Origin of the sequence: Sphaerisporangium rubeum, from assembly GCF_014207705.1 — a bacterium.
Classification (GTDB): Bacteria; Actinomycetota; Actinomycetes; order Streptosporangiales; family Streptosporangiaceae; genus Sphaerisporangium; species Sphaerisporangium rubeum.
The window spans coordinates 2786383-2808143 of record NZ_JACHIU010000001.1 but is presented as its reverse complement, the minus strand read 5'-3'; the positions used below and the strand labels follow the sequence as shown (position 1 = coordinate 2808143).

The 21761-nt window shown below is 71.1% G+C and carries 15 protein-coding genes; 5 read left to right on the top strand and 10 right to left on the bottom strand.

What is annotated here, in order from left to right:
* Positions 1-84 precede the first annotated feature (84 nt).
* Positions 85-1023: a glycosyltransferase family 2 protein gene (locus BJ992_RS11995; RefSeq protein ID WP_184980436.1), complete on the top strand. Its 939-nt coding sequence runs from the start codon at positions 85-87 to the stop codon at positions 1021-1023.
* A gap of 4 nt (positions 1024-1027) precedes the next feature.
* Here BJ992_RS11995 and BJ992_RS11990 read toward each other — a convergent pair whose 3' ends face one another.
* Entirely contained in the window at positions 1028-1816 is a 789-nt protein-coding gene (locus BJ992_RS11990) for a GNAT family N-acetyltransferase (protein WP_221474778.1), read from the bottom strand.
* Positions 1816-3009: a dTDP-4-amino-4,6-dideoxygalactose transaminase gene (gene rffA, locus BJ992_RS11985; protein WP_184980434.1), complete on the bottom strand. Its 1194-nt coding sequence runs from the start codon at positions 3007-3009 to the stop codon at positions 1816-1818. Before rffA ends, BJ992_RS11990 begins: the two co-directional genes overlap by 1 nt.
* Positions 3010-3176: 167 nt before the next feature.
* Here rffA and BJ992_RS11980 point away from each other — a divergent pair, with 167 nt between their 5' ends.
* Positions 3177-6953, top strand: a complete 3777-nt coding sequence (locus BJ992_RS11980; protein WP_184980432.1) for a DUF4082 domain-containing protein — start codon at positions 3177-3179, stop codon at positions 6951-6953.
* Between the two features lie 11 nt (positions 6954-6964).
* Here BJ992_RS11980 and BJ992_RS11975 read toward each other — a convergent pair whose 3' ends face one another.
* From BJ992_RS11975 to BJ992_RS11960, 4 genes are all read right to left on the bottom strand, one after another.
* Positions 6965-8974: a DUF4082 domain-containing protein gene (locus BJ992_RS11975; RefSeq protein WP_184980430.1), complete on the bottom strand. Its 2010-nt coding sequence runs from the start codon at positions 8972-8974 to the stop codon at positions 6965-6967.
* Positions 8975-9243: 269 nt separating this feature from the next.
* A complete protein-coding gene (locus BJ992_RS11970; protein ID WP_184980428.1) occupies positions 9244-10050 on the bottom strand; it encodes a hypothetical protein in 807 nt (268 codons plus the stop codon).
* Between the two features lie 70 nt (positions 10051-10120).
* The gene (locus BJ992_RS11965; RefSeq protein ID WP_184980426.1) at positions 10121-11221 is read right to left on the bottom strand and encodes an ice-binding family protein; all 1101 of its coding nucleotides are present in this window, start codon (positions 11219-11221) and stop codon (positions 10121-10123) included.
* A 14-nt stretch (positions 11222-11235) separates the two neighbouring features.
* Positions 11236-12495 (bottom strand): nucleotide sugar dehydrogenase, encoded by a 1260-nt coding sequence (locus tag BJ992_RS11960; protein ID WP_184980424.1) that lies wholly within the window; start codon positions 12493-12495, stop codon positions 11236-11238.
* A gap of 438 nt (positions 12496-12933) precedes the next feature.
* On the opposite strand from BJ992_RS11960, the gene BJ992_RS11955 reads away from it, so the two are divergent.
* Positions 12934-14223: a UDP-glucose dehydrogenase family protein gene (locus BJ992_RS11955; RefSeq protein WP_343072974.1), complete on the top strand. Its 1290-nt coding sequence runs from the start codon at positions 12934-12936 to the stop codon at positions 14221-14223.
* Between the two features lie 58 nt (positions 14224-14281).
* On the opposite strand, the gene BJ992_RS11950 is transcribed toward BJ992_RS11955, so the two are convergent.
* The 4 genes from BJ992_RS11950 to BJ992_RS11935 are packed head-to-tail and all read right to left on the bottom strand — an operon-like array spanning position 14282 to position 18234.
* Entirely contained in the window at positions 14282-15259 is a 978-nt protein-coding gene (locus tag BJ992_RS11950) for a methyltransferase domain-containing protein (protein ID WP_184980422.1), read from the bottom strand.
* A gap of 2 nt (positions 15260-15261) precedes the next feature.
* Positions 15262-16092, bottom strand: a complete 831-nt coding sequence (locus BJ992_RS11945) for a methyltransferase (protein WP_221474777.1) — start codon at positions 16090-16092, stop codon at positions 15262-15264.
* A 4-nt stretch (positions 16093-16096) separates the two neighbouring features.
* Positions 16097-17236, bottom strand: coding sequence for a glycosyltransferase (locus tag BJ992_RS11940; RefSeq protein ID WP_184980420.1), 1140 nt, complete (start codon positions 17234-17236; stop codon positions 16097-16099).
* Entirely contained in the window at positions 17233-18234 is a 1002-nt protein-coding gene (locus BJ992_RS11935) for an NAD-dependent epimerase/dehydratase family protein (RefSeq protein WP_184980418.1), read from the bottom strand. The genes BJ992_RS11940 and BJ992_RS11935 overlap by 4 nt, the downstream gene beginning before the upstream one ends.
* 458 nt (positions 18235-18692) lie before the next feature.
* Between BJ992_RS11935 and BJ992_RS11930 the strand changes: the two genes are divergently transcribed.
* Together BJ992_RS11930 and asnB are read left to right on the top strand one after the other, a co-directional pair.
* A complete protein-coding gene (locus tag BJ992_RS11930; RefSeq protein ID WP_184980416.1) occupies positions 18693-19823 on the top strand; it encodes a glycosyltransferase in 1131 nt (376 codons plus the stop codon).
* Positions 19823-21739, top strand: coding sequence for an asparagine synthase (glutamine-hydrolyzing) (gene asnB / locus BJ992_RS11925; protein WP_281390340.1), 1917 nt, complete (start codon positions 19823-19825; stop codon positions 21737-21739). Before BJ992_RS11930 ends, asnB begins: the two co-directional genes overlap by 1 nt.
* Positions 21740-21761: the final 22 nt, after the last annotated feature.

The following is a 21761-nucleotide window of genomic DNA, read 5'->3' as shown; positions in this document are numbered from 1 at the left end:
TGCGGAGGAACTTTGAGGTCAATGAACCTTTTTCGACCCGGGGACGAGCCGACAGGAGCCGCCGGCCCACGCGGTCCGGTTGAAATGGGTTCGGTGTCGGTGATCGTCCCGTGTTTCCGCTCCGCGGGTACCCTCCCCGAACTGGTGACCCGCCTCACGACCGTCCTGCGCGATCTTTCGGTCGACCACGAAGTGATCCTCGTGGTCGACGGAAGCCCGGACGACACCTGGAACGTCGCGGTGGAGCTCGCGGGCCGGTTCGGCGCCGTGCGCGCCTTGCACCTGTCGCGCAACTACGGACAGCACAACGCGCTGGTCGCCGGGATCAGGGACGCTCGGCACGACCTGATCGTCACGATGGACGACGACCTGCAGCACCCCCCCGAGCAGATCCCGCTCCTGCTCGCCGCGCTGGAAGGCGACCGCCTGGACCTGGTGTACGGGGTGCCGCACGAGGAGGAGCACGGGGTGCTGCGCAGCCTGGCCTCCCGCTCGGTGAAGACCGCGATGTCCGGCGCGCTGGGCATCCGGACGGCGCGGATGATCAGCGCCTTCCGGGCCTTCCGCACGCATCTGCGGCACGGGTTCGCGGCGTCGTCCGGCCCGCACGCCTCGGTGGACGTCGCGCTGTCCTGGGCGACGACCCGGGTGGGGTCGGTGCGGGTCCACATGGACCGGCGGCGCGACGGACGGTCCAACTACGACCTGCGCATGCTGGTGCGGCACACGACGAACATGCTGTTCGGCTACAGCACGGTCCCGCTCCGGGTGGCCAGCTATCTCGGGATCATGGTGGGTCTGGCCGGCCTGGTGCTGTGCGGGGTGGTGCTGTGGAGCTTCGCCGTCGGCAACACCACGGTCGTCGGCTTCACCAGCCTGGCCACCATGATCACGATTTTCTCCTCGGCCCAGCTCATCGCCGTCGGCGTGCTCGGCGAGTACATCGGCCGGGTGCACGCCAACGGCATGGGACGGCCGATGTACGTGGTCCGCGAGCGGACCGGCTCGCAGGTCACCGTCTGAGGCCTCACGCCTGCGGCAACAGGCCCGGCCGGACGAGATGGACGGTGAGGAAGGTCCGCACCGGCTCGAACCCGTACCGCGACCAGGCCCGCTGCACCCGGGTGTGGTGACCCTGGGTGGAGATGACGATCTCGCCGGCGCCGCGAGCGCGGGCCCGCTCCTCCACGGCCGCGAGCAGATAGGCGTACAGCCCGCGGCCCTGAGCCGCGGAGACGATGCCGGCGAGCAGGATCTCGGTGCACGGGCCGTCGTCCTCGACGGTGGCGAGACCGACGGCCCGGGGCTCCCCCTCCCCCGTCTGGTACAGGGCCAGGCAGACACCCTCGGCGGCCGACCCACGGGCCCACTCCGCGTAGCCGGCCGTCGCCGCCGCCGGGTCGAACAGCGGGTTGGCCAGGTAGTGGCCCGCGTATCCCGCGAAGATGTCCAGGACCAGCGACTCGGCCACCGCGGGGTCGCCGAGCGGCGACCACCGCAGATCGGCCCGCGACCGCGCGGCACGGCCCCGCCCCACCGGCAGCCGCCAGTAGACCAGCGAGTCGGCGAGCACGGCGGTGCGGCCGAGCGTGAGCAGCTTGGCGAACCAGTCGACCCGCTCCGCCGGGTAGCGCAGGATCACCACGTCGGCCGCCGAGGCGAGGACGGCCTCGCGGACCGGCGGGAACGCCGGTCCGCCCTCCGCCGGCACGGTGAGCCGCTCGATCGAGCACCCGAACCGCGCCGACTCCCGCGCGGACGCCTCGGCGACCGCGGCCGGCACGGTAGGCGCGGCCATCAGGTGGCGCCAGGCCATCAGCTCACCCGGTAGCCGGTGACGGCGTCGACGACCCTGGCGCAGGCGCTCTCGTCGAGGTCGGCGTAGAGCGGGAGCCGCAGCAGCCGGTCGGCCGCGTTCTCGGCGACCGGACAGCCGCCGGGTGCCGGCCGGCCGTAGCGCCGGCCGGCGGGCGAGGAGTGCAGCGGCGAGTAGTGGAACACCGCCTGCACTCCCCGCTCCTTGAGATGGCCGATCAGGGCCTGCCGGTTCGCCAGGTCCGGGAGCAGCAGGTAGTACAGGTGCGCCGGGTGCGCGCAGCCGTCCGGCACGGCCGGCAGGGCGACCCCCTGCTCCTTGGCCCATCCGGCGAGGGCCTGGTGGTAGTGGTTCCAGACGGCGTGCCGCCGGCCCTGGATCTCGTCGAAGGCCTCCAGCTGCGCCGCCAGGTGCGCCGCCGCGATCTCCGACGGCTGGAAGGCGGAGCCCACGTCGACCCAGCGGTACATGTCGACCTGGCCGCGGAAGAACTGCCGGCGGTTGGTGCCCTTCTCGCGCAGGATCTCCGCGCGCTCGGCCAGCCGGTCGTCGGCGAGCAGCACCGCGCCGCCTTCCCCGCACTGCACGTTCTTGGTGGCGTGGAAGCTCAGCGCGGCCATGGAGCCGAACGAACCCAGCGGACGGCCCCGGTAGGACCCGCCGAGCCCGTGCGCGTTGTCCTCGATCACGGCGAGCCCGTACCGCTCCGCGATCTTGCCGATCCGCTCCATCTCGCAGGCGACACCCGCGTAGTGCACCACCATGACGGCCCGGGTGCGCTCGGTGATCGCGGCCTCGATGCGCTCCTCGTCGATGTTCAGCGTGTCGGGCCGGCAGTCGACGAACACCGGGACGGCTCCGCGCAGCACGAAGGCGTTCGCCGACGAGACGAAGGTGAACGACGGCATGATGATCTCGTCGCCGGGGCCGGGGTCGAAGGTGAGCGCCGCCAGGTCAAGCGCGGTGGTGCCAGAGGTGCACAGCAGCACGTGGCGTGCGCCGGTCACCTTCGCCAGCAGTTCCGCGGCCCGGTCGTTGTACGGCCCCTGGCCGGAGATCCATCCCCGGCGCATGGCGTCGGTCACATAGGCGAGCTGATTCTCCGCCACATAGGGATGATGAAAGGGAATGTGGGTCAGGCCATTTGTATGCACAGGCACAATGAACACCACGACCTCTTCCGACCCGGTCATTGATTCCCGCCTTTTGGCGAATCCTTGCGCAAGCCGTACGCCGCCGGGAAAGACCATCACCCGGCCCGCGCCGCGCCTGGCGCGGCCAGCCAAAAACCAAGCAAGAAATTCACCCTGCGGGGGTTTTCACCCGTGTCCGCGGGGGCGATGCCGCGACACTCCCACGCATGATCTTCCTGCGTCTTCCCGGTGGCCCGCGCACGGATTCGCGACCGGACCCCGATTCCGCGGGCACCGCGCGCCGGCCGCGGCTGCTGCGGATCACGCTGCTCGGCGTCGGCCTCGGGGTGGTCGCCATGCTGAGCATGCTCGGCGCCGCCGATGCGAACGCGCCGCTCGGAGGCCGGGCCGGGCTCGGGAAGGTCGCGACGGCGTCACGGCCCTCCCCGCCGCCGGCGGACGGCGCCGCGCTGCGGCAGGGACCGCGGATGTCCCCGGCGGCCCGGATGAAGGAGGCCGTGCGGCAGGCGCGGCTGGCAGGCAAGCCGAGGAAGCGGCGCGGCGGCCGGCTGGCCTGCCCGCCTTCCTCGGTCATCTGCCTGGAGAACCAGCTACCCGGCAGCCCACCCAGCCAGTGGGACATCGTGGGTGCGGGCGACGCCGGCATCCAGGGCTACGCCACCCAGATCAGCGTCAACAAGGGCCAGACCGTCGCCTTCAAGGTGAACACCCCGGCGACGTCCTACGAGCTGGACATCTACCGTATCGGCTACTACCAGGGGAACGGCGCTCGGAGGATCGCGACCGTCACCCCGTCCGCCGCCTTGCCGCAGACGCAGCCCGCCTGTCTCAGCGACACCACCACCGGACTGGTCGACTGCGGGAACTGGGCGGTCTCCGCCTCCTGGGCGGTGCCAGCCGACGTCGTCTCCGGCGTCTACATCGCCAAGCTGGTGCGGACGGACGGCACCGCCGGGGCCAGCCAGATCGTCTTCGTGGTCCGCGACGACGCGCGGAACTCCGACATCCTCGTGCAGACCTCCGACGCCACCTGGACCGCGTACAACGCCTACGGCGGCAACAGCCTCTACACCGGAAACCCGGCCGGGCGTGCCTTCAAGGTGAGCTACAACCGCCCGAACACGAGCCGCTGCTGTTCGTGCTGCCAGGGGAGCATGGAGAGCTGGTTCTTCAACGCCGAATATCCCATGATCAGGTGGCTGGAGAACAACGGCTATGACGTGAGCTACACCACGAACGTGGACACCGCCTCGCGGGGGGCGCTCATCCAGAACCACAAGCTGTTCATGTCCAGCGGCCACGACGAGTACTGGTCGAACGAGATGCGAACCAATGTGGAGAACGCACGGACGGCCGGGATCAACCTCTCCTTCTTCTCCGGGAACGAGATGTTCTGGAAAACCCGCTGGGAGAACAGCATCGACGGCAGCGGCACGCCGTTCCGCACCCTGGTCTGCTACAAGGAGACCCTCGCCAACGCCAAGATCGATCCGAGTCCGCAGTGGACCGGCACCTGGCGGGACACCCGGTTCTCCCCACCCTCCGACGGTGGCCGGCCGGAGAACGCCGTGACCGGCACCCTGTTCCGGATGAACGGCGTGCTCAGCGACACGATGACCGTGCCGTCGGACTTCTCGGCCATGCGGCTGTGGCGCAACACCGCGGTGGCGCAGTTGCAGCCGGGGCAGGTGGTCACCTTCCCGCAGGGGGTCCTCGGCTACGAGTGGGACGAGGCCCCCGCGGACGCGACCGCGCCGGCCGGACTGGCCCGCTTCTCGCGGACGACCCGCAGCACCACGACGCAGTATCTGCTCGACTTCGGCGGCACGTACGGCGCGGGCACGGCCACCCACGCCTTGGCGCTCTACCGGGGCTCCGGCGGCGGCATGACCTTCGGCGCCGGGACCGTCCAGTGGTCGTGGGGACTTGACGCCGTGCACGACCGTGCGGGCACCCCTACCAACCAGTCGATGCAGCAGGCGACGGTGAACCTGTTCGCCGACATGCTGATCCAACCGGCCAGCCTGCAGACCGACCTGGTGCCGGCGATCCCCTCGACGGACACCGGCCCGCCGACGACGACGATCACCACCCCTCTCACCAACGCGAACCTCCAGGCCGGTACCCCGGTCACCATCAGCGGGACGGCGACCGACACCGGCGGCGGCGTGGTCGCCGGCGTGGAGGTCTCTACGGACGGCGGCGTCACCTGGGGCGCGGCGACCGGTCTCGGCCCCTGGCAGTACGCCTGGACTCCCACCGTCCCGGGCCCGGTGACCATCCAGGTCCGCGCCGTGGACGACATCGGCGTGCTGCAGCCGACGCCGGCCACGGTGACGGTGAACGTCGTGCAGAGCTGTCCGTGCACCATCTGGCCGCCGACGACGCAGCCCGCCATCGCCTCGGCCCCCGACGCGCAGCCGGTGGAGCTCGGCGTGAAGTTCCGGGCCGCCGCCGCCGGAACGATCAAGGGCATCAGGTTCTTCAAGGGCCCGTCCAACACCGGCACGCACACCGGCAACCTGTGGACCTCGACCGGGCAACTCCTGGCGACCGCGACGTTCACCGGCGAGACCGCGACCGGCTGGCAGGAGGTCGACTTCTCGGTTCCCGTCCCGGTGAACCCGAACACCACCTACATCGCCTCGTACTTCGCGCCGAACGGCGGGTACGCGCTGAACACCTTCTATTTCACCCAGAGCGTGGTCAATCCCCCGCTCACCGCCTTGGCGGACGGCCTCGACGGCGGCAACGGGGTGTACAACTACGGCCCGGTCAGCACCTTCCCCACCAGCACCCACACCTCCAACAACTACTGGGTCGACGTGCTGTTCACCCCCTACAGCAGCCTGTGGACCAACGCCGCGACCCCGGCCCAGCCGGACGTCAACGAGACCGACCCGGTGGTGCTCGGCGTGAGATTCCAGGCCACCACCACCGGCACCATCAGGGGTGTGCGCTTCTACAAGAGCGCCGGCAACACCGGCACCCACATCGGCAGCCTGTGGAGCAACACCGGCACCCTGCTCGCCAGCGGCACCTTCGCCGGTGAGACCGCCTCCGGCTGGCAACAGCTGAACTTCACCACGCCGGTGTCCATCACCGCCGGCACCACCTACGTGGCCTCCTACACCACGGGAGGCCACTGGTCACGTAACTTGCAGTACTTCACCGCCCCCTACAGCAGCCCCCCGCTCGTCGCGCCGGACACCGTCTCGGCGAACGGCAACGGCGTGTACGTGTACAGCGCCACCAACGCCTTCCCGTCCAACAGCTATCAGGCCACCAACTACTGGGTCGACGTGGTCTTCGCCCCTTCCGCCTCGTTGTGGGACAACTCCACGCTCCCCGCCGAACCAGACGTCAACGAGGCCAACCCGGTGGTGCTCGGCGTGAAGTTTCGGTCCACCACCAACGGCACCATCAGGGGAGTGCGCTTCTACAAGAGCGCCAACAACACCGGCACCCACATCGGCAGCCTGTGGAGCAACACCGGCACCCTGCTCGCCAGCGGCACCTTCACGAACGAGACGGCCTCGGGCTGGCAGCAGATGTCCTTCACCACCCCGGTGTCCATCACCGCCGGCACCACCTACGTGGCCTCGTACACGACGGGTGGCCACTGGTCGCGCACCCTGAACTACTTCACCGCCACGTACACGAACAACCCGCTCGTCGCGCCGGACACCGTCTCGGTGAACGGCAACGGCGTGTACGTCTACGGCGCGGGGAACGCGTTCCCGACCAACAGCGCCAGGGCCAGCAACTACTGGGCGGACGTGCTGTTCGACGCCGGGCAGAGCTCGGCCGCGCTGCGGGCGAAGCGGATGGGAAACCACGGGACACGCGTCCGGCCGGGGCACGACGGCCCCGGCCGGATGCGTCGCCCGTCCGACATCTCGCCGGGACATCACCGGTTCGGCCGGGTGCGCCGTCCACTGAACGTCCGGACGGCGACGACGGGGGGTGCCCTGCTGTGGTGAGGGCCGCCGCGCTAGGCGATGTCGAACGCCACGTCCACCCAGTAGTTGCTCGACTGGTAGGTGTTGGACGGGAAGGCGTTGGCGGAGCCGTACACGTACACCCCGTTCCCGCCGTCCTCACCGTCGGCGAGCGCGTAGAGCGCGCCGTTGCGGTACTGGCTCGTGAAGTACTGCAGGGTGCGCGACCAGTGGCCGCCGGTGGTGTAGGAGGCGATGTAGGTGGTGTTCGCGTTGATCGACACCGGCGTGGCGAAGTTCAGCTGCTGCCAGCCGGAGGCGGACTCGTTCGTGAAGGTCCCCGCGGCGAGCAGCGCGCCGCCGGCGCTCCACAGGCTTCCCACGTGCGAGCCGGTGTTGTTCAGACCCTTGTAGAACCGGATGCCTTTGATGACGCCACTGATGGTGGACCGGAACTTCACACCCAGCACCACCGGGGAGGTCTCGTTGACGTCCGGCTCGGCCGGCGTCGCCGAGCTGTCCCACAACGACTCCGACGGCACGAACACGACGTCGACCCAGTAGTTGCTCGCCTGGTAGGTGCTGGACGGGAAGGCGTTGGCGGAGCCGTAGACGTACACCCCGTTCCCCCCCGAGCTGCCGGAGGAGGGCGCGGTGAGCGGGTCGTTGGTGTACGAGGTGGTGAAGTAGTTCAGGGTGCGCGACCAGTGACCACCCGTCGTGTACGAGGCCACGTAGGTGGTGCCGGCGCTGATCGACACCGGCGTGGTGAAGTTCATCCGCTGCCAGCCGGAGGCGGTCTCGCCGGTGAAGGTGCCGCTGGCGAGCAGCGTGCCGCCGGCGCTCCACAGGCTGCCCACGTGGGTGCCGGTGTTGTTCACGCCTTTGTAGAACCGGATGCCGGTGACCGTCCCGCTGATGGCGGACCGGAACTTCACTCCCAGCACCACCGGACTGGTCTCGTTGACGTCCGGCTCGGCCGGGGTCGCCGAGTTGTCCCACAGGCCCATGGTGACCACCTGGACCAGCGGGCTGGATGTGCTGGGTGCGAAGTGGACGAGGGCCTCGCCGTCGAATGCGTCGCCACCCAGGTAGACGGCGGTGATCGAATGCTGTCCGGGGGCGAGGGCCGAGGTGGTGAAGGACGCCTGCCCGGAGGGGTCGAGGGTCTCGGTGTCGATGATGGACTTGCCGTCCTTGAAGACGAGCTGGCCCTGGGGGACCACCGTGCCGGCGGTCGCCTGCACCGTGGCGGCGAAGGTGACCGCCTGTCCCGGCACCGTGGGGTTGGCCGAGGCGGTCACCGAGGTGGCGGTCGGCCGGTCGTTCGGCACGATGACCAGGGTGGCCGGTCCGGTGGTCGTGCCCTGCAGGGTGACCCCGCCGTTGACGGTGAAGCCCCGTCCGCGCAGTGCGGCGCCGGGGTGCACTGTCAGCGACGACTGCGCGATGACGTTACCGCGGAAGGTGGAGAAGGTGCCGAGGGTCGCGCCGCCGGTGACCTGGAAGAACACGTTGTCGGTCTGCGCGCCGTTCACCAGGTTCATGTTGCTGACGTTGGCCGTGGTCAGCGAGGAGCCCCGGAAGAGGAAGACGGCGCCGGGATCACCCTGCGCGTCCAGCGTGAGCGTCCCCGAGAGAAGGAACCCGCCGCCGCCCGGCGGGGTGTAGACGCCTGGCGTCTTGGTGGTGCCGCCGAGCTGGGCCGGGACGGTGACGACCGGGGTGCGGCTCGCCGCGTCGTTGTAGGCGGCGACCACGGCCGCCTTGGCCGTCGCCGCGGCGGAGTCTCCCGGGTGGATCGTGCCGCTCACCGTGCCGGGCGGGAACCCGGTGACCGTGTTGCCGGGGCTCACCCCGAGGTCGCCCTGGACGGAGGTGTTGTTGGTGTTGGTCACCGCCGACCCGCCGATGATGCCGTAGGACTTGGCGGCGCCGAGGTCGATGGGCGCCTGGTCGGCGATCGCGGCTTCCGGAGCGACGACGACCGTCCCCAGGGCGATGAGGAGGACGGCGAGGACGGCGGGAATGCCGGGCCGGCGGGTGCGCGGCTCTCTCTCCATGTCCGATTTATCGGACTTGCGGAATGAAGCACCGAAGAATTGGAGAGGGATACCGAATATGGGCCTATGTTCTCTCATAGGAGGCCCCCTAACAATATGCGATTGGGACAGACTTTACGCCTGAATGATGGCGACCGCTATAGGTAAACGGTCTACACATATCGCCTGGATGTACATATCAGTATTTATTGATATTTGCCGCCCGGGACGCGGCGCACACGGTAATAAGAATCGTTCTGCCGGATGATATTTTCCGCGGCACCGCACGGTCAGGCCGGCGGTGGGAGCGGGGCGAAGGGGAAGCAGTAGGACGTCCCCCAGGCCGGACCCGGCGGCGGCGTGCCGGGGGTGATGGTGCACGTGGTCTGGGACATGGTCCCGGCCGAGGTCAGCAGCGTGACCAGCAACGTGTTGAACGGCAGGGCCGCCTGGGTCAGGGTGACGCCGACGACTCCGTCAGGGTAGTTCGGAACCGCGCGGAGGCTGTGCCAGTTCCCCGTGGACGTACGGGGGTCGTTGACCCACACCGTGCCGTCCCCGGCCGCGTAGGCCAGGAAGTTCGTGGCGAACGGCGGGAACAGCAGCGTGAGCAGCACCGAGTCGATACTCGCGCTGGCTCCGGCCGGTCCGGCCGGCCCCGCCGGACCGGTCTGACCGGGTGATCCCTGCGGTCCGGGTGGTCCCGGCGGTCCCGCGGGTCCCCGCACCGGCACGGTCACCTCGGCGAGGTGCCGCGGGTCGCGGGCCGGGCCGTACTCGCGCATCCAGCGCCTGGCGGACCGGCCGGCCCCCTGCCTCGCCAGGACGAGCCTGCTCAGCCCGCGCTCGTACGCCAGCACGAACGTCCGGTGCCGCGCGCCATGGCGATGCGTCGTCACCCGGTGGCCCCGCCGGCATTCGCGGCGCCGGCGGTGACAGTCGCCGCGCGGCAGCGCCTCGCGCGGCCCCGCCTGCGCGCGCCAGGCGGCGGGCGGCGACTCGGTCGCATGGCCGCGTGTCGCGTCCGCCGCCGGTGCCCCCAGGGCTCCGCAGGCGATGGTCAACGCCGCCACCGGCGTCACGAAACGAGAAATCACGGGTCTCCCCCGAGCGGTGAATCGGCCGATCCGGCCTGCTGCGAACGACGCCCCGGCACGCGCGGGGTCGTCAGTTGAGGACGACCTGGTTGAGCACCGGTGACTGACTGGGGGCGAAGTCGACCCAGCCCTCGTTGTAGGCGGTTCCCCCGTTCACGTACACGGCCGTGATGGGGTGTGTTCCGACGGAGAGGCCGGAAGTGGTGAAGGAGGCGTGGCCCGACGGGTCGAGCATCGCCGAGCCGATGACCAGGTCTCCGTCCCTGAACAGCACCTTGTTGGTCGGGTTGAAGCCCCGGAAGTCCCCGGTCACGGTGGCGGTGAAGGTCACCGGCTGGTTCCGATGCGAAGGGTTGGCCGACGAGGTGAGCGTGGTCTCGGTCGGCGGGTTGTCCGGCTGGGTGGCCCGGGTGGTCGGCCGGCGGTCGGTGCCCTCGGTGACGACCTTGTCGTCGAGCGCCATGGCGCGGCCGTAGAGCGCCGTTCCGCTCCGGACCGTCACGTTGCTGAGCGCCATGACGTTCCCCCGGAACGTCGAGTAGCGGCCGAGATCGGCGGTGCTTCTCAGCTGCCAGACGACGTTGTCCGGCTGTGCGCCGTTGACCAGATTGATGTTGCTCACCCGGTCGGTGATGAGGGTGTCCGCCTGGAAGACGAAACCGGCGTCCGGATCACCCAGTGCGTCCAGGGTGAGGGTCCCGGAGATCTGGAAGACGCGGCCGGGGGTGGCGAAGACGCCGGGGGGAATGGTCGTCCCGCCGAGTTGCGGGGCGATGACGGCGGTCGGCGACCGGCCGGCGGCGTCCTTGTAGGCGCGCATGGCGGCCGCCTTCTCCCGCCTGGCCTCGGCGTCGTCCCGGTTGACCATGCCGCGCACCTGGCCCGGCGGGAACCCGTCGACCGTGGTGCCCGGGCTCACGGCGATGTCCCCGGCGACCGTGGTCATCCCGCCGTTGACGACCCCCGCTCCGGCCAGCAGGGCGAGGTCGAGGGCGTCACCCAGCTGGACCGCCGGCACGTCCGCGGCCGGGATGCGCGGACGCGCCGCCGGGCCGGCGCCGGTGGGGGCCGCGGCGAGCGCGCCGCCGGAGGCGCGCGGCGCTCCGGTCACGAGCAGGACCGACAGCGCCGCCAGGAGGCGCAGCACCGCGGGGCGGGCGAATCTCGGCATCGGTGGCATCCCTTTCACAGCAGCTCGACGTTGGGGCCGCGGCAGCGGTTGCGCGCGTCGAAGACGTAGGTCCCGGCGCGGCGCACCAGGTCGTAGTCGAAGCAGTCGTGGTCGGTGAGGACCACGACGGCGTCGGCCCGGGCCAGCTCGGCCTCCGTCAGGTCGACCATCTCGATCTCGGCGGGCAGCCGGGCGGCCTCCACGTGCGGGTCCACGGCCCGCACCTCCGCGCCGAGTTTGCACAGGGCCTTGGCCACCTCGAACGCCGGGGACTCGCGGCAGTCCCCCGCGTTCTTCTTGTAGGCGAGCCCGAGCAGCAGCATCCGGCTGCCGTTGACGGGCTTGCGTCGCTGGTTCAGCGCGAGGGCCAGCCGCTCCACCACGTGGTCGGGCATGTGGTCGTTGACGTCGTTGGCCAGTTCGACGAAGCGGAAGTTGTGTCCCAGGGTGCGCTTGACCCGCCAGGACAGGTACGAGGGGTCGATCGGCAGGCAGTGACCCCCGACCCCCGGCCCCGGCACGAAGCGCAGGTAGCCGAACGGCTTGGTGGAGGCGGCGTCGATGGCCTCCCACACGTCGATGCCGAGCTGCTGCGCGAAGATCGCCAGTTCGTTCACCAGGGCGATGTTGACGTGCCTGAAGGTGTTCTCCAGGAGCTTGCACAGCTCGGCGACCTGGAGCGAGGAGACGGGGACGACCCGCTGGACGATCCGCCGGTAGAACGCCTCGATCGCCGTCAGGGACCGCCGGTCGATGCCGGACACGACCTTCGGGGTGTTCGCCAGGTCCCAGTGGACGTTGCCCGGGTCGATCCGCTCGGGGCTGTAGCCCAGGTGGAAGTCCTCCGGCGTGCGCAGCCCCGAGCCGTCCTCCAGCAGCGGCCGCAGGTACTCCTCGGTGGTGCCGGGATAGGTCGTGGACTCCAGGATCACGGTGCTCCCCGGCCGGACCAGCGGGGCGATGGACTCCCCCGCCGAGCCGATGTGCCGCAGATCGGGCACTCCCTCGCGCAGCGGGGTGGGCACGGTGATCACACAGACGTCGAAGCCCTCGGCGGCGGCGTAGCCGGTGCTCGGCCGGTAGCGGCTCGATCGGAGCGCGGCGGCGAGCACCTCGTCGCCGATGTCCTCGACGTAGGACTCGGCGGCGTCGAGCCGCTTGACCCGCCACTCGTCCACGTCGATCCCCACGACGTCGAACCCGGCCTCCACGGCGCGCATCGCCAGCGGCAGGCCGACGTACCCCTGCCCCACGACGACCAGCTTGTCTCCCATGGGTGACCCCCGTCACTGCTTCCGAGATATGAGCCGACTGTAGATCTTCAGCGGACCGACCAGCGGAAACGTGGATGGTCTGGCGTGTCACGACGGAGGTGGCCGTCGGGCCTGTCCACGATTTGAACAGGACCGTTCCGTGTCTTGCCGCCACCGGCCGGGGAAATCCGCCCCGCCTCCGGTAGAAGTGATCAACCGGAGAAGGGAGCCTCTCCGGGCCGGCGCGGGCCCCGCGGGACGACCAGGCGCCGGACCCGGCTCGTCCGATGACCCGACGACGACCGATCGGAGACAGCCTTGCGTGGAGACTCACCGGCGGACCGAACGCCGCGGGCGCCTGCTCCGGACGCCTTCTCGCGCCTGTTTCATCTTGACGGCGAGCCGGCGGGCCGCCAGGAGCCACGAGGACCATACGGAACGGAATCACTGCGGGTGAGCGTGATCGGAACCGGCTATCTCGGCACCGCGCACGCCGTGGGGATGGCCGAGCTCGGTCACGCCGTGATCGGCATGGACGTCGATCGCGAGAAGATCGCGGCGCTGTCCGCGTGCGAGGTGCCCTTCTTCGAGCCGGGCCTGACCGAGTTGCTGCGCAAGAACGTCGAGGCGGGCCGCCTGCGCTTCACCGCGTCGTACGACGAGGTCGCGGCGGACGCCGACATCCACTTCGTCTGTGTCGGGACGCCGCAGCTTCCCGGCGCGCTGGGGGCGGACCTGCGATGGGTGGAGTCGGCCTTCACGGAACTGTCGGCGCGGCTGACCGGCCCCGCGCTGGTCGTGGGCAAGTCCACGGTGCCGGTCGGAACGGCGCGGCGCATGGCCGAGGTGGTCCGGCGGCACGCGGCCGACGGTGCCCGGGTGGAGGTGACCTGGAGCCCGGAGTTCCTCCGTGAGGGCCACGCCGTGGAGGACACCCTGCGGCCGGACCGCCTGGTCTTCGGCGTGGCGTCCGCGCGCGGGGAACGGCTGCTGCGCGAGGTGTACCGGCCGGTCATCGAGCACCACTGCCCGGTCGTGGTCACCGACTACGCCACCGCCGAGCTGATCAAGGTGTCCGCGAACACCTTCCTCGCCATGAAGATCTCCTTCATCAACGCGATCGCCGAGATCTGCGAGGCCGCCGGGGCGGACGTGCTGCCGCTGGCCGCGGCCCTCGGCCACGACGAGCGCATCGGCGGGTCCTTCCTCGGCCCGGGGCTGGGCTTCGGCGGAGGCTGCCTGCCCAAGGACATCCGCGCGCTGCTGGCCTGCGCCTCGGAGCTGGGGCTCGGGGACGTGGCCGCGTTCCTGCACCAGATCGACGTCATCAACCTGCGGCGCAGGACCCGGGTGGTGGACGCCGGCCGGGAGATGCTCGGTGGCCGGTACGCGGGCAGGCGGGTCTGCGTGCTCGGCGCGGCCTTCAAGCCCGGCACCGACGACGTGCGCGACTCCCCCGCTCTGGCCGTGGCGCAGGCGGTGCTTGACGAAGGCGCCGACGTGGTGGTGCACGATCCGGTGGCGACGGGTGGTGCCGCGCGGTCCCATCCCCGGCTGCGGTACGCAGGCACGCTCGCCGGCGCGGCGAAGGACGCCGACCTCGTCATGCTGCTCACCGACTGGACCGAGTGGCGAGGCATGGATCCGGCCGTACTGGAGCCCTGGGTGCGCGAGCGCACCATCGTGGACGCTCGCCACGCGCTGTCCCCCTCGCGCTGGCGATCGGCCGGCTGGAACTACCGCGCCTGACCCCCGCCGGGTGTACCGCTCCGGGCCGCGCCGTGGCGGCGCGGCCCCCGGCGCGGCGCTACTTGACGCCGCGGATGACGTACAGGCCGCGGTGCCGCTCGATGGAGACCTCGCTGAGCCCGAGGTCGTCCGCCCACCGCGCGAGGCGGCGGCGCGGCTGCGGCTTCTCGTGCCGCGGCGCGAGCCAGTCGAAAGTGTCGAGGATCGACCAGGTCAGCCTGGTTGCGTCGTCGGGAAGCCCGAGGTGGCGGTGGTTGGCCACCGGCACAAGGCGCATGAGCCACTGGCCCGCGACCGGCACCGAGCCGAGCGCGTCGGAGATCGGCAGCAACGACGGAACCGTCCGCTGGACCAGGCGGTACAGCCGGTGGGGCGGGATGCGCTTGGTCACCGGACGCAGGAGCTGCCGCAGGTGCGGGTAGGCGACGACAGCCGCGTAGACGTCGACGCAGAACCGTCCGCCTGGTCGCAGGTAGCGGAACATCGTCTTGAAGGCCCGCTCGACGTCGGGGGTGTGCTGGATCACTCCCAGGCACACCAGGTGGTCGAACGACTCCGCGCGCAGCGGCAGGTCGTAGATGCTCGCCTGGATCAGCCGCAGGTTGGGGAACCGGCCGTTGGAGGCGGCGTTGGCCTGGACGGCGCTGGAGATGTCCACCGAGGTGACGACCGCGCCGGTCTCGCAGAGCACCTCGGTGAACCGCCCCGCGCCGCTGCCGCATTCAAGGACGCTGCTGCCCCGCAGCTCGGCGAGCGACCACCCGCTCTGGCGCACGAGCCGCTCGCGTGAGATCGGTACCCCGGTGACGGAGTCCAGCTGAGTGAGGCGGTGCTGGTTCCACTGGTAGCCGAACGACTCGCCGTAGTTGTCCCACGGCACGAACCGCGGCACCTGACCGTCGATCGGGTAGGTGACGTCGCAGCTCTCACAGCGCAGCCCGGCGGCCGTACGCAACGGCCCGCGGCAGCGAGGACACACCAGCTCCTCGTGCCAGTCGCGGGTGCCCGGCGCCGGCCGGGGATCGGAGATCGCCATTCTCAGTCACCTCCAGGCGCCGCGAAGACGTATTCGTTGCACCCGAGGCGGCCCTTGCAGGTGCGCAGGAAGGTCAGCTGGAAGCCGCGGCCGCGCAGATGGCCGAAGACCTGCTCCGGGGTCGCCACCTCGAACGGGAAACCGCCGATCCAGTCGACGAGGTCGTGCCGCGCCGACATCCCGCGCCGCCGGACGCGGGCCCGCGGCGACCCACCGTCCCCCTCGCCGGCGAGCCGCCCGACCAGGCGCCTGGCCCCGAAGTACGTACCGCCGGACAGCAGCAGCGCTCCTCTGGCCAGCGGCCCGGAGCGGACGTAGCGGTGCTTCACCTTCCACCACAGGCGGCTCGGCAGGCCCTGGTCGTTGTAGATGGCGATGTACAGCGCGCCGCCCGGTGCGACCAGCCGGGCGGCGGCGTCGACCGCGCGCCACATCTCGCCGGTGTGGTGCAGCACCCCCCAGGAGTAGACGACGTCGAACCTCCCCAGGCGGCGCATGTGGTCGTCGTCGAGGATGGAGCCGCGTTCGATCGTCCAGTCCCCGTGCGGGGCGAACCTGCGGCGCAGTTCCTCACAGGCGGCGACCGACGCGGGGTCGTAGTCGAAGGAGTGGACCTTCGCGCCGAGCCGGTGCGCGGCGAGCGAGAACAACCCGCTCCCGCAGCCGACGTCCAGGAAGGTGCGTCCGGCGAGGTCGCCGGCCTCCAGTGCGGCCGTGAGCGAGGCGGTGGCGTCGGCGATGCGCCGCTCGTCCACCACGTCCAGATATCTCAGCCAGTTCTCACCGAAGGCGAAGCGCTCATCGGCGCTCCGTCGCCTTTCGTCCACAGCCACCAGGTCACTCCGATCTGTCGGATGTCCGAAGGGCGGGTCGCGGGCCGTGCCCGCGCACCCGCAGCAGCCGGCGGTACAGACCGGCGTACGCCCCGACCATGGCGTCGAGGCTCAGGTTGGCGCGGCTCCAGTCGCGCGCGGCGGCGCCGAGCCGCTCGGCGAGCGGCCGGTCGGTCAGCAGCGTCTCGACGGCGGCGGCCAGGGACCCCGGATCCTCCGGCGGGACCAGCAGGCCGCGGCCGTCGAGGAGCTCGCGGTTGCCGCCGGCGTCCGTCACGACCAGCGGCCTGCCCGCCGCCATGGCCTCCATGATCGCGTTGCACAGGCCGTCCGCCAGGCCGGGGTGGACGACGACGTCGGCCCGTGCCAGAAGCGCGGGCACGTCCGCGCGGCAGCCGAGGAACCGGACCTCCACCTCCAGCGAGCGGGCCTGGCGTTCCAGGGCCGCTCGTTCCGGCCCGTCCCCGGCCAGCGCCGTCACGCACTTCACCCCCCGCGCGCGCAGGACGGCCATCGCCTCCAGCAGGTGCCGGTGCCCCTTGTAGGGGTGCAGGTTGGCGACGACCAGCACCACAGGCGCCGTGACGCCGAGGTCCGCCGGCGGCGCCGGCTCATAGGCGGACGCCGGCAGCCCGTTGTAGACGACGGTGATCTTGTCGGCCGGCACGCGGCGGAGCCGCGCGACCTGCTCGGCCACGCCGGCGGCGTTCGCCACGACCAGGTCGGCGAGGCGGTCCGCCAGGCGGGCGAGCCACACGGCGGCCCCGGCGGCGCCGGTCAGCGTGGCCAGTGCGCGTTCGCCGGTGACGACGACGGGGACCCGGGCCAGCCGCCCCGCGCACACCCCGGCGACGTTGGCGCGGATGAGGAAGGTGTTCAGCACGTCGGGCCGCGCGCGCCGGAGCCGCCGCACGAGCGACGCGAACGCCGCGACGTTGCGCGGCAGGGCCGCCGGCCCTCTGCGGAATCCGAGGTGGACGACGGGGACGCCGGCCTCACGCAGCACCGCCTCCCAGTGCCCTCCCTCGTACATGACCAGGACCTCGACCTCCTCGCCGCGCTCGCGTAGCCCGCACGCCAGGAGGGTCAGTTGCTTCTCGGTGCCGCCGCGGCCGAGCTGGCCGATCAGCAGGGCGACCCTCATGGCGCGACGTCGCGGCGACGGAGTGTCCACGCCACCTGGGCCGACAGCCCGTCACGCAGCTCGACGGCGGGCCGGTAGCCGATCACCGCCTCGGCGCGGGTGGTGTCGGCATGCGTGTCGCGCACGTCGCCCGCCTGCCCCTCGGCGAACGTGAGCGGGACCGGCCGTCCGGTGACCTCGCCGACCAGGTCGGCGGTGTCCAGCACCGAGGTGGTGACCCCGGTGCCGATGTTCACCACCTCGGCCTCGACGTCGGCGTCCATGGCGGCCAGGTTGGCGCGGACGGCGTCGGCGATGAAGGTGAAGTCGCGCCGCTGCTTGCCGTCGCCGTTGACGGTGAGAGGCCTGCCGGACAGCGCCGAGGCGATGAGCCGGCTGATCAGCATGTCGGGACGCTGCCGCGGCCCGTAGACGGTGAAATAGCGGAGCGCCACCACGGTCGGCCCGGTCATCTCCCGCAGAGCGTGCGCGATGGCCAGCTGCTCGGCGGCGAGCTTGGTCACCCCGTACGGGGACAGCGGGGCGGGCAGGTGGGTCTCGGGCACGGGCCCGTCCGGGGCACCCCCGTAGACGCTGGAGGATGACGACACCACCACGCGCCGGACGCCGCAGCGCGCCGCGGCCTCCATCAGCAGGTGGGTGGCCACGATGTTGCTGCGCGCGTATCCGGGGAACTCCGCACCCCAGGACGTGCGCACGCCGGGACGGGCGGCGGCGTGGAAGACCGTGTCGGCGCCGCGCAAATGAGGTTCCAGCGCGATCTCCGCCAGATCACCGCGGACCATGGTGAACCGGTCGCAGCCCTCGTTGACCGCGAGGTTGCGTGCGGTGATGCCCGGCGGGTGACCGGCACAGTGGTCGATGCCGACGACATGATCGCCCCGATCGAGCAGTGAGCGGGCGATGTGCGATCCGATGAATCCGGCGACCCCGGTCACGACGTGGCTGCGCCCCCGGCTCTCCGCGACGTTCACCGGAATGGTATTCGCGGCTTCCATGGACTGGCCCCCACCGCCCTTGATCGTAGTTCGCCGAACCGCCTTGAGGCGGTGCCGGTGCCGAGGAACCCGGCATTTCCCGGCCGGCCGAAATCAGGCGATCCGGCCCGCCGGGGCCATCGTAAAGGCGAATGGCGCGCGGGGCGCATAGCCGGGCAGGCGTGTCGTGACCTGCGGATTCGCCACGCGGGGCACGACGATGATGCCGGGTTTCGCGGCGGCTCGGGTCTACCATCGACTCCTGCCGATCGCTGCCCCGAAAAGCCGGAGAAGGCCGCGGTCTCCATGAGATCCGCTGTTTCGGATACCACCGGGCCGTTGCGGTCCGGTGGTTATCGCGGTGTTCGCCGCATCACCGGATCACGGCGGTCAGGCAGTCAGACGGCTTTTACGGCGGTTGGGGGGAATTTCGCCGCTCGCGGTTTCCGCTCCTCTTGTCGGCAATGGAAGGTCTTTTCGTGGCAGCAAGACAGCACCCCGCCGGCCTGCGGCGCGTCGTGCTCCTGATGAGCGAACTCGAACTGGGCGGCACCGAGAAGCAGGTGTTCCTGCTGGCGAACGGCCTTCACGACAGCGGGGTCGAGGTGGTCGTCCTCCTGCTCACCGGCGGCGGGCCCTACGAGGAACGGCTGCGTGCGGCCGGCATCGACGTGCGCCGGCTCGGCTTCGCCCGCGACCCCGCGAGCCTTCCCGCGCTCTGGCGCAACACCTGGGCCTTCGCGCGCCTGGTCCGCGAGCTCCGCGCCATCAGGCCCGACGTCCTGCACGCCTTCCTGTTCCGCAGCTACATGATCGGCCCGCCGGCGGCGAGGCTGGCGGCGGTGCCGGTGGTGGTGGCGGGGCGCCGCAACCAGAGCGACTACAAGCGCGGCCGCCGGTGGGTCTTCACCGTCGAGCGGGCCGCCACCTTGATCACCGACCACATCGTCGCCAACGCCGTGGCCGTACTGGAGGACGCTCGCACGGTCGAGCGCGTCCCGGCGCACAAGCTCTCGGTCATCTACAACGGGCTGCCCGGCGAGGTGTTCGACGCGGTCACGCCGGCGGAGATCCACGCCGATCACCCCGTCCTGGTGTGCGTGGCGAACTTCAAACGGCAGAAGGGCCACACCTACCTGCTGCGGGCCGCCGCGGAGCTCGCGCGGCGCGGCCGGCCGTGCACCCTGGTGCTGGTCGGCGACGGCCCGGACCGTCCCGCCCTGGAGGCGCGGGCGAAGGCGCTCGGTCTCGACGTCCGCTTCCTCGGCCGCCGCGCCGACCACGAACGAATGCTGGCGCGGGCCGACGTGGTGGTGCTGTCCTCGCTGTTCGAGGGCATGAGCAACGCCGTCATGGAGGCGATGGCCCTCGGCCGTCCGATCGTGGCCACCGCCGTCGGCGGCACTCCTGAACTGCTCGACGGCCGCGGCGTCCTGGTGCCGGCCGCCGACCCGCGGGCCCTGGCCGACGGCATCGCTCACGTACTGGAGAACCCCGCGCCGGCCGCAGCGCTCGGCGCGGAAGCACGCGACTGGGCGCGCAAGAACCTCGACGTGGGACGCATGGTCGACGAGCACGTCCATCTCTACCGGCGACTGTTGGAGGACTGATGTGCGGAATCGCGGGAGTCGTGTCGACGTCCAGTCCCGAACTGGACCTGGTGCGCCGCATGTGCGAGGTCATCGTGCACCGCGGACCGGACGGTGAGGGTCTGCACCACGACGACCACGCCGCCCTCGGCATGCGCCGGCTGGCGATCATCGACGTGGCCCACGGCGACCAGCCGGTCTACAACGAGGACCGGCAGGTCGTGGCGGTCTTCAACGGCGAGATCTACAACTACGCCGAGTTGCGGCGGGACCTGGCCCGGCGGGGTCACCGGCTGCGTGGGACCGGCGACTCCGAATGCCTGGTCCACCTTTATGAGGAACACGGGCCTGAGATGGTGCGGCGGCTGCGGGGGATGTTCGCCTTCGCGGTGTGGGACCGCGCGCGAGGGAGGCTGCTGCTGGCCCGCGACCGGGTCGGCAAGAAGCCGCTGTACTGGCGCTCGGACGGCGGCTCTCTGTGGTTCGCCTCCGAACTGAAGTCACTGGCCCAGGACCCGGGCCTGCACCGCGAGGTCGATCCGGTGGCCCTGCACCACTATCTGACCTACCAGTACGTCCCGGCGCCGTGGTCCATCTACCGGGGGGTGCACAAGCTCCCCCCCGGCCACCTGCTGGTCTGGGAGGCCGGCCAGGTCACCGTGCGGCGCTACTGGAGCCTGGACAGCACCCCCCGCCGGGTGGAGAACGAGCGGGACGAGGCGGAGCGGCTGCGCGAGCTGCTGCTGGAGGCCACCCGCATCAGGATGGTGAGCGAGCGTCCCCTCGGGGCGTTCCTCTCCGGCGGCGTCGACTCCTCGGCCGTGGTGGCGGCCATGGCGATGCAGAGCACCGAGCGGGTGCGCACGTTCTGCGTCGGCTTCGAGGAGAGCCGCTACGACGAGCGGCACAAGGCGCGCATGGTGGCCGACCGGTACGGCACCGACCACCACGAGCTGGTCGTCACCTCGCGGCTGCTCGACGTCCTGCCCCGCATCGCCTGGCACTTCGACGAGCCGTTCGCCGATTCCTCGGCCATCCCCAGCTTCTACGTCGCGCAGCTGAGCCGCAGGCACGTCACCGTGGTGCTCAGCGGGGACGGCGGTGACGAGTGCTTCGGCGGATACCAGCGCTACATCCTGATGGGGAAGGCCGGCTGGATCCCCGCCCTGTCCGGAGGACCCGCGGCGGCCTCGGCCCGCCTGGGCGACCTGCTCTCCGAGCGCACCCGCAGCGGATCCGTGGGACGGCGGCTCGGCCGGCTGATGCAGTTCGCCGCGGAGACCCCGTCACGGCGCTATGCCCGTCTGATGTGCGCGTTCACCCCCGAGCAGAAGGCCGAGATCTACACCGGCGAGATGCGGACGCTGCTGGCCGAGACCGACAGCTACCGGCTGCTGGAGGAGGTCTTCGAACGGTCGACGGCGGCCGGCGCGATCGGCCGGGTGCTGGAGGTGGACGTCGCCACCTACCTTCCGGGAGACCTGCTGGTGAAGGTCGACATCACCTCCATGGCCAACTCCCTGGAGACGCGGTCGCCGCTGCTGGACCACCACCTGATGGAATGGGCCGCCGGCCTCCCGGCGGAGCTGAAGGTGCGCGGAGGCCGGACCAAGCTCCTGTTCAAGCGGGCCGTCGCCTCGTGGCTGCCCAGGGAGATCCTGAGCTACCCCAAGCAGGGGTTCGGCGTGCCGCTGGCCGCGTGGCTGCGCGGCGAGCTGCGGGAGCTGGCCTTCGACACCCTCACCGACCACACCGCACGCACCCGCGGCCTGTTCCGTCCGCAGGCGGTCCGCGAACTGCTCCGGCGGCACGCCGAGGGTGCCGACCACAGCGTCCGGCTCTGGACGCTCCTGCAGTTCGAGCTCTGGCACCGCGCGCACGCCGCCGCGAGCGGCCCGACGGTGGCCGAGGCGGCCTGTCCCGCTCCGCTCGGCTGAGCGGGACGGCCCGCGGACGGCG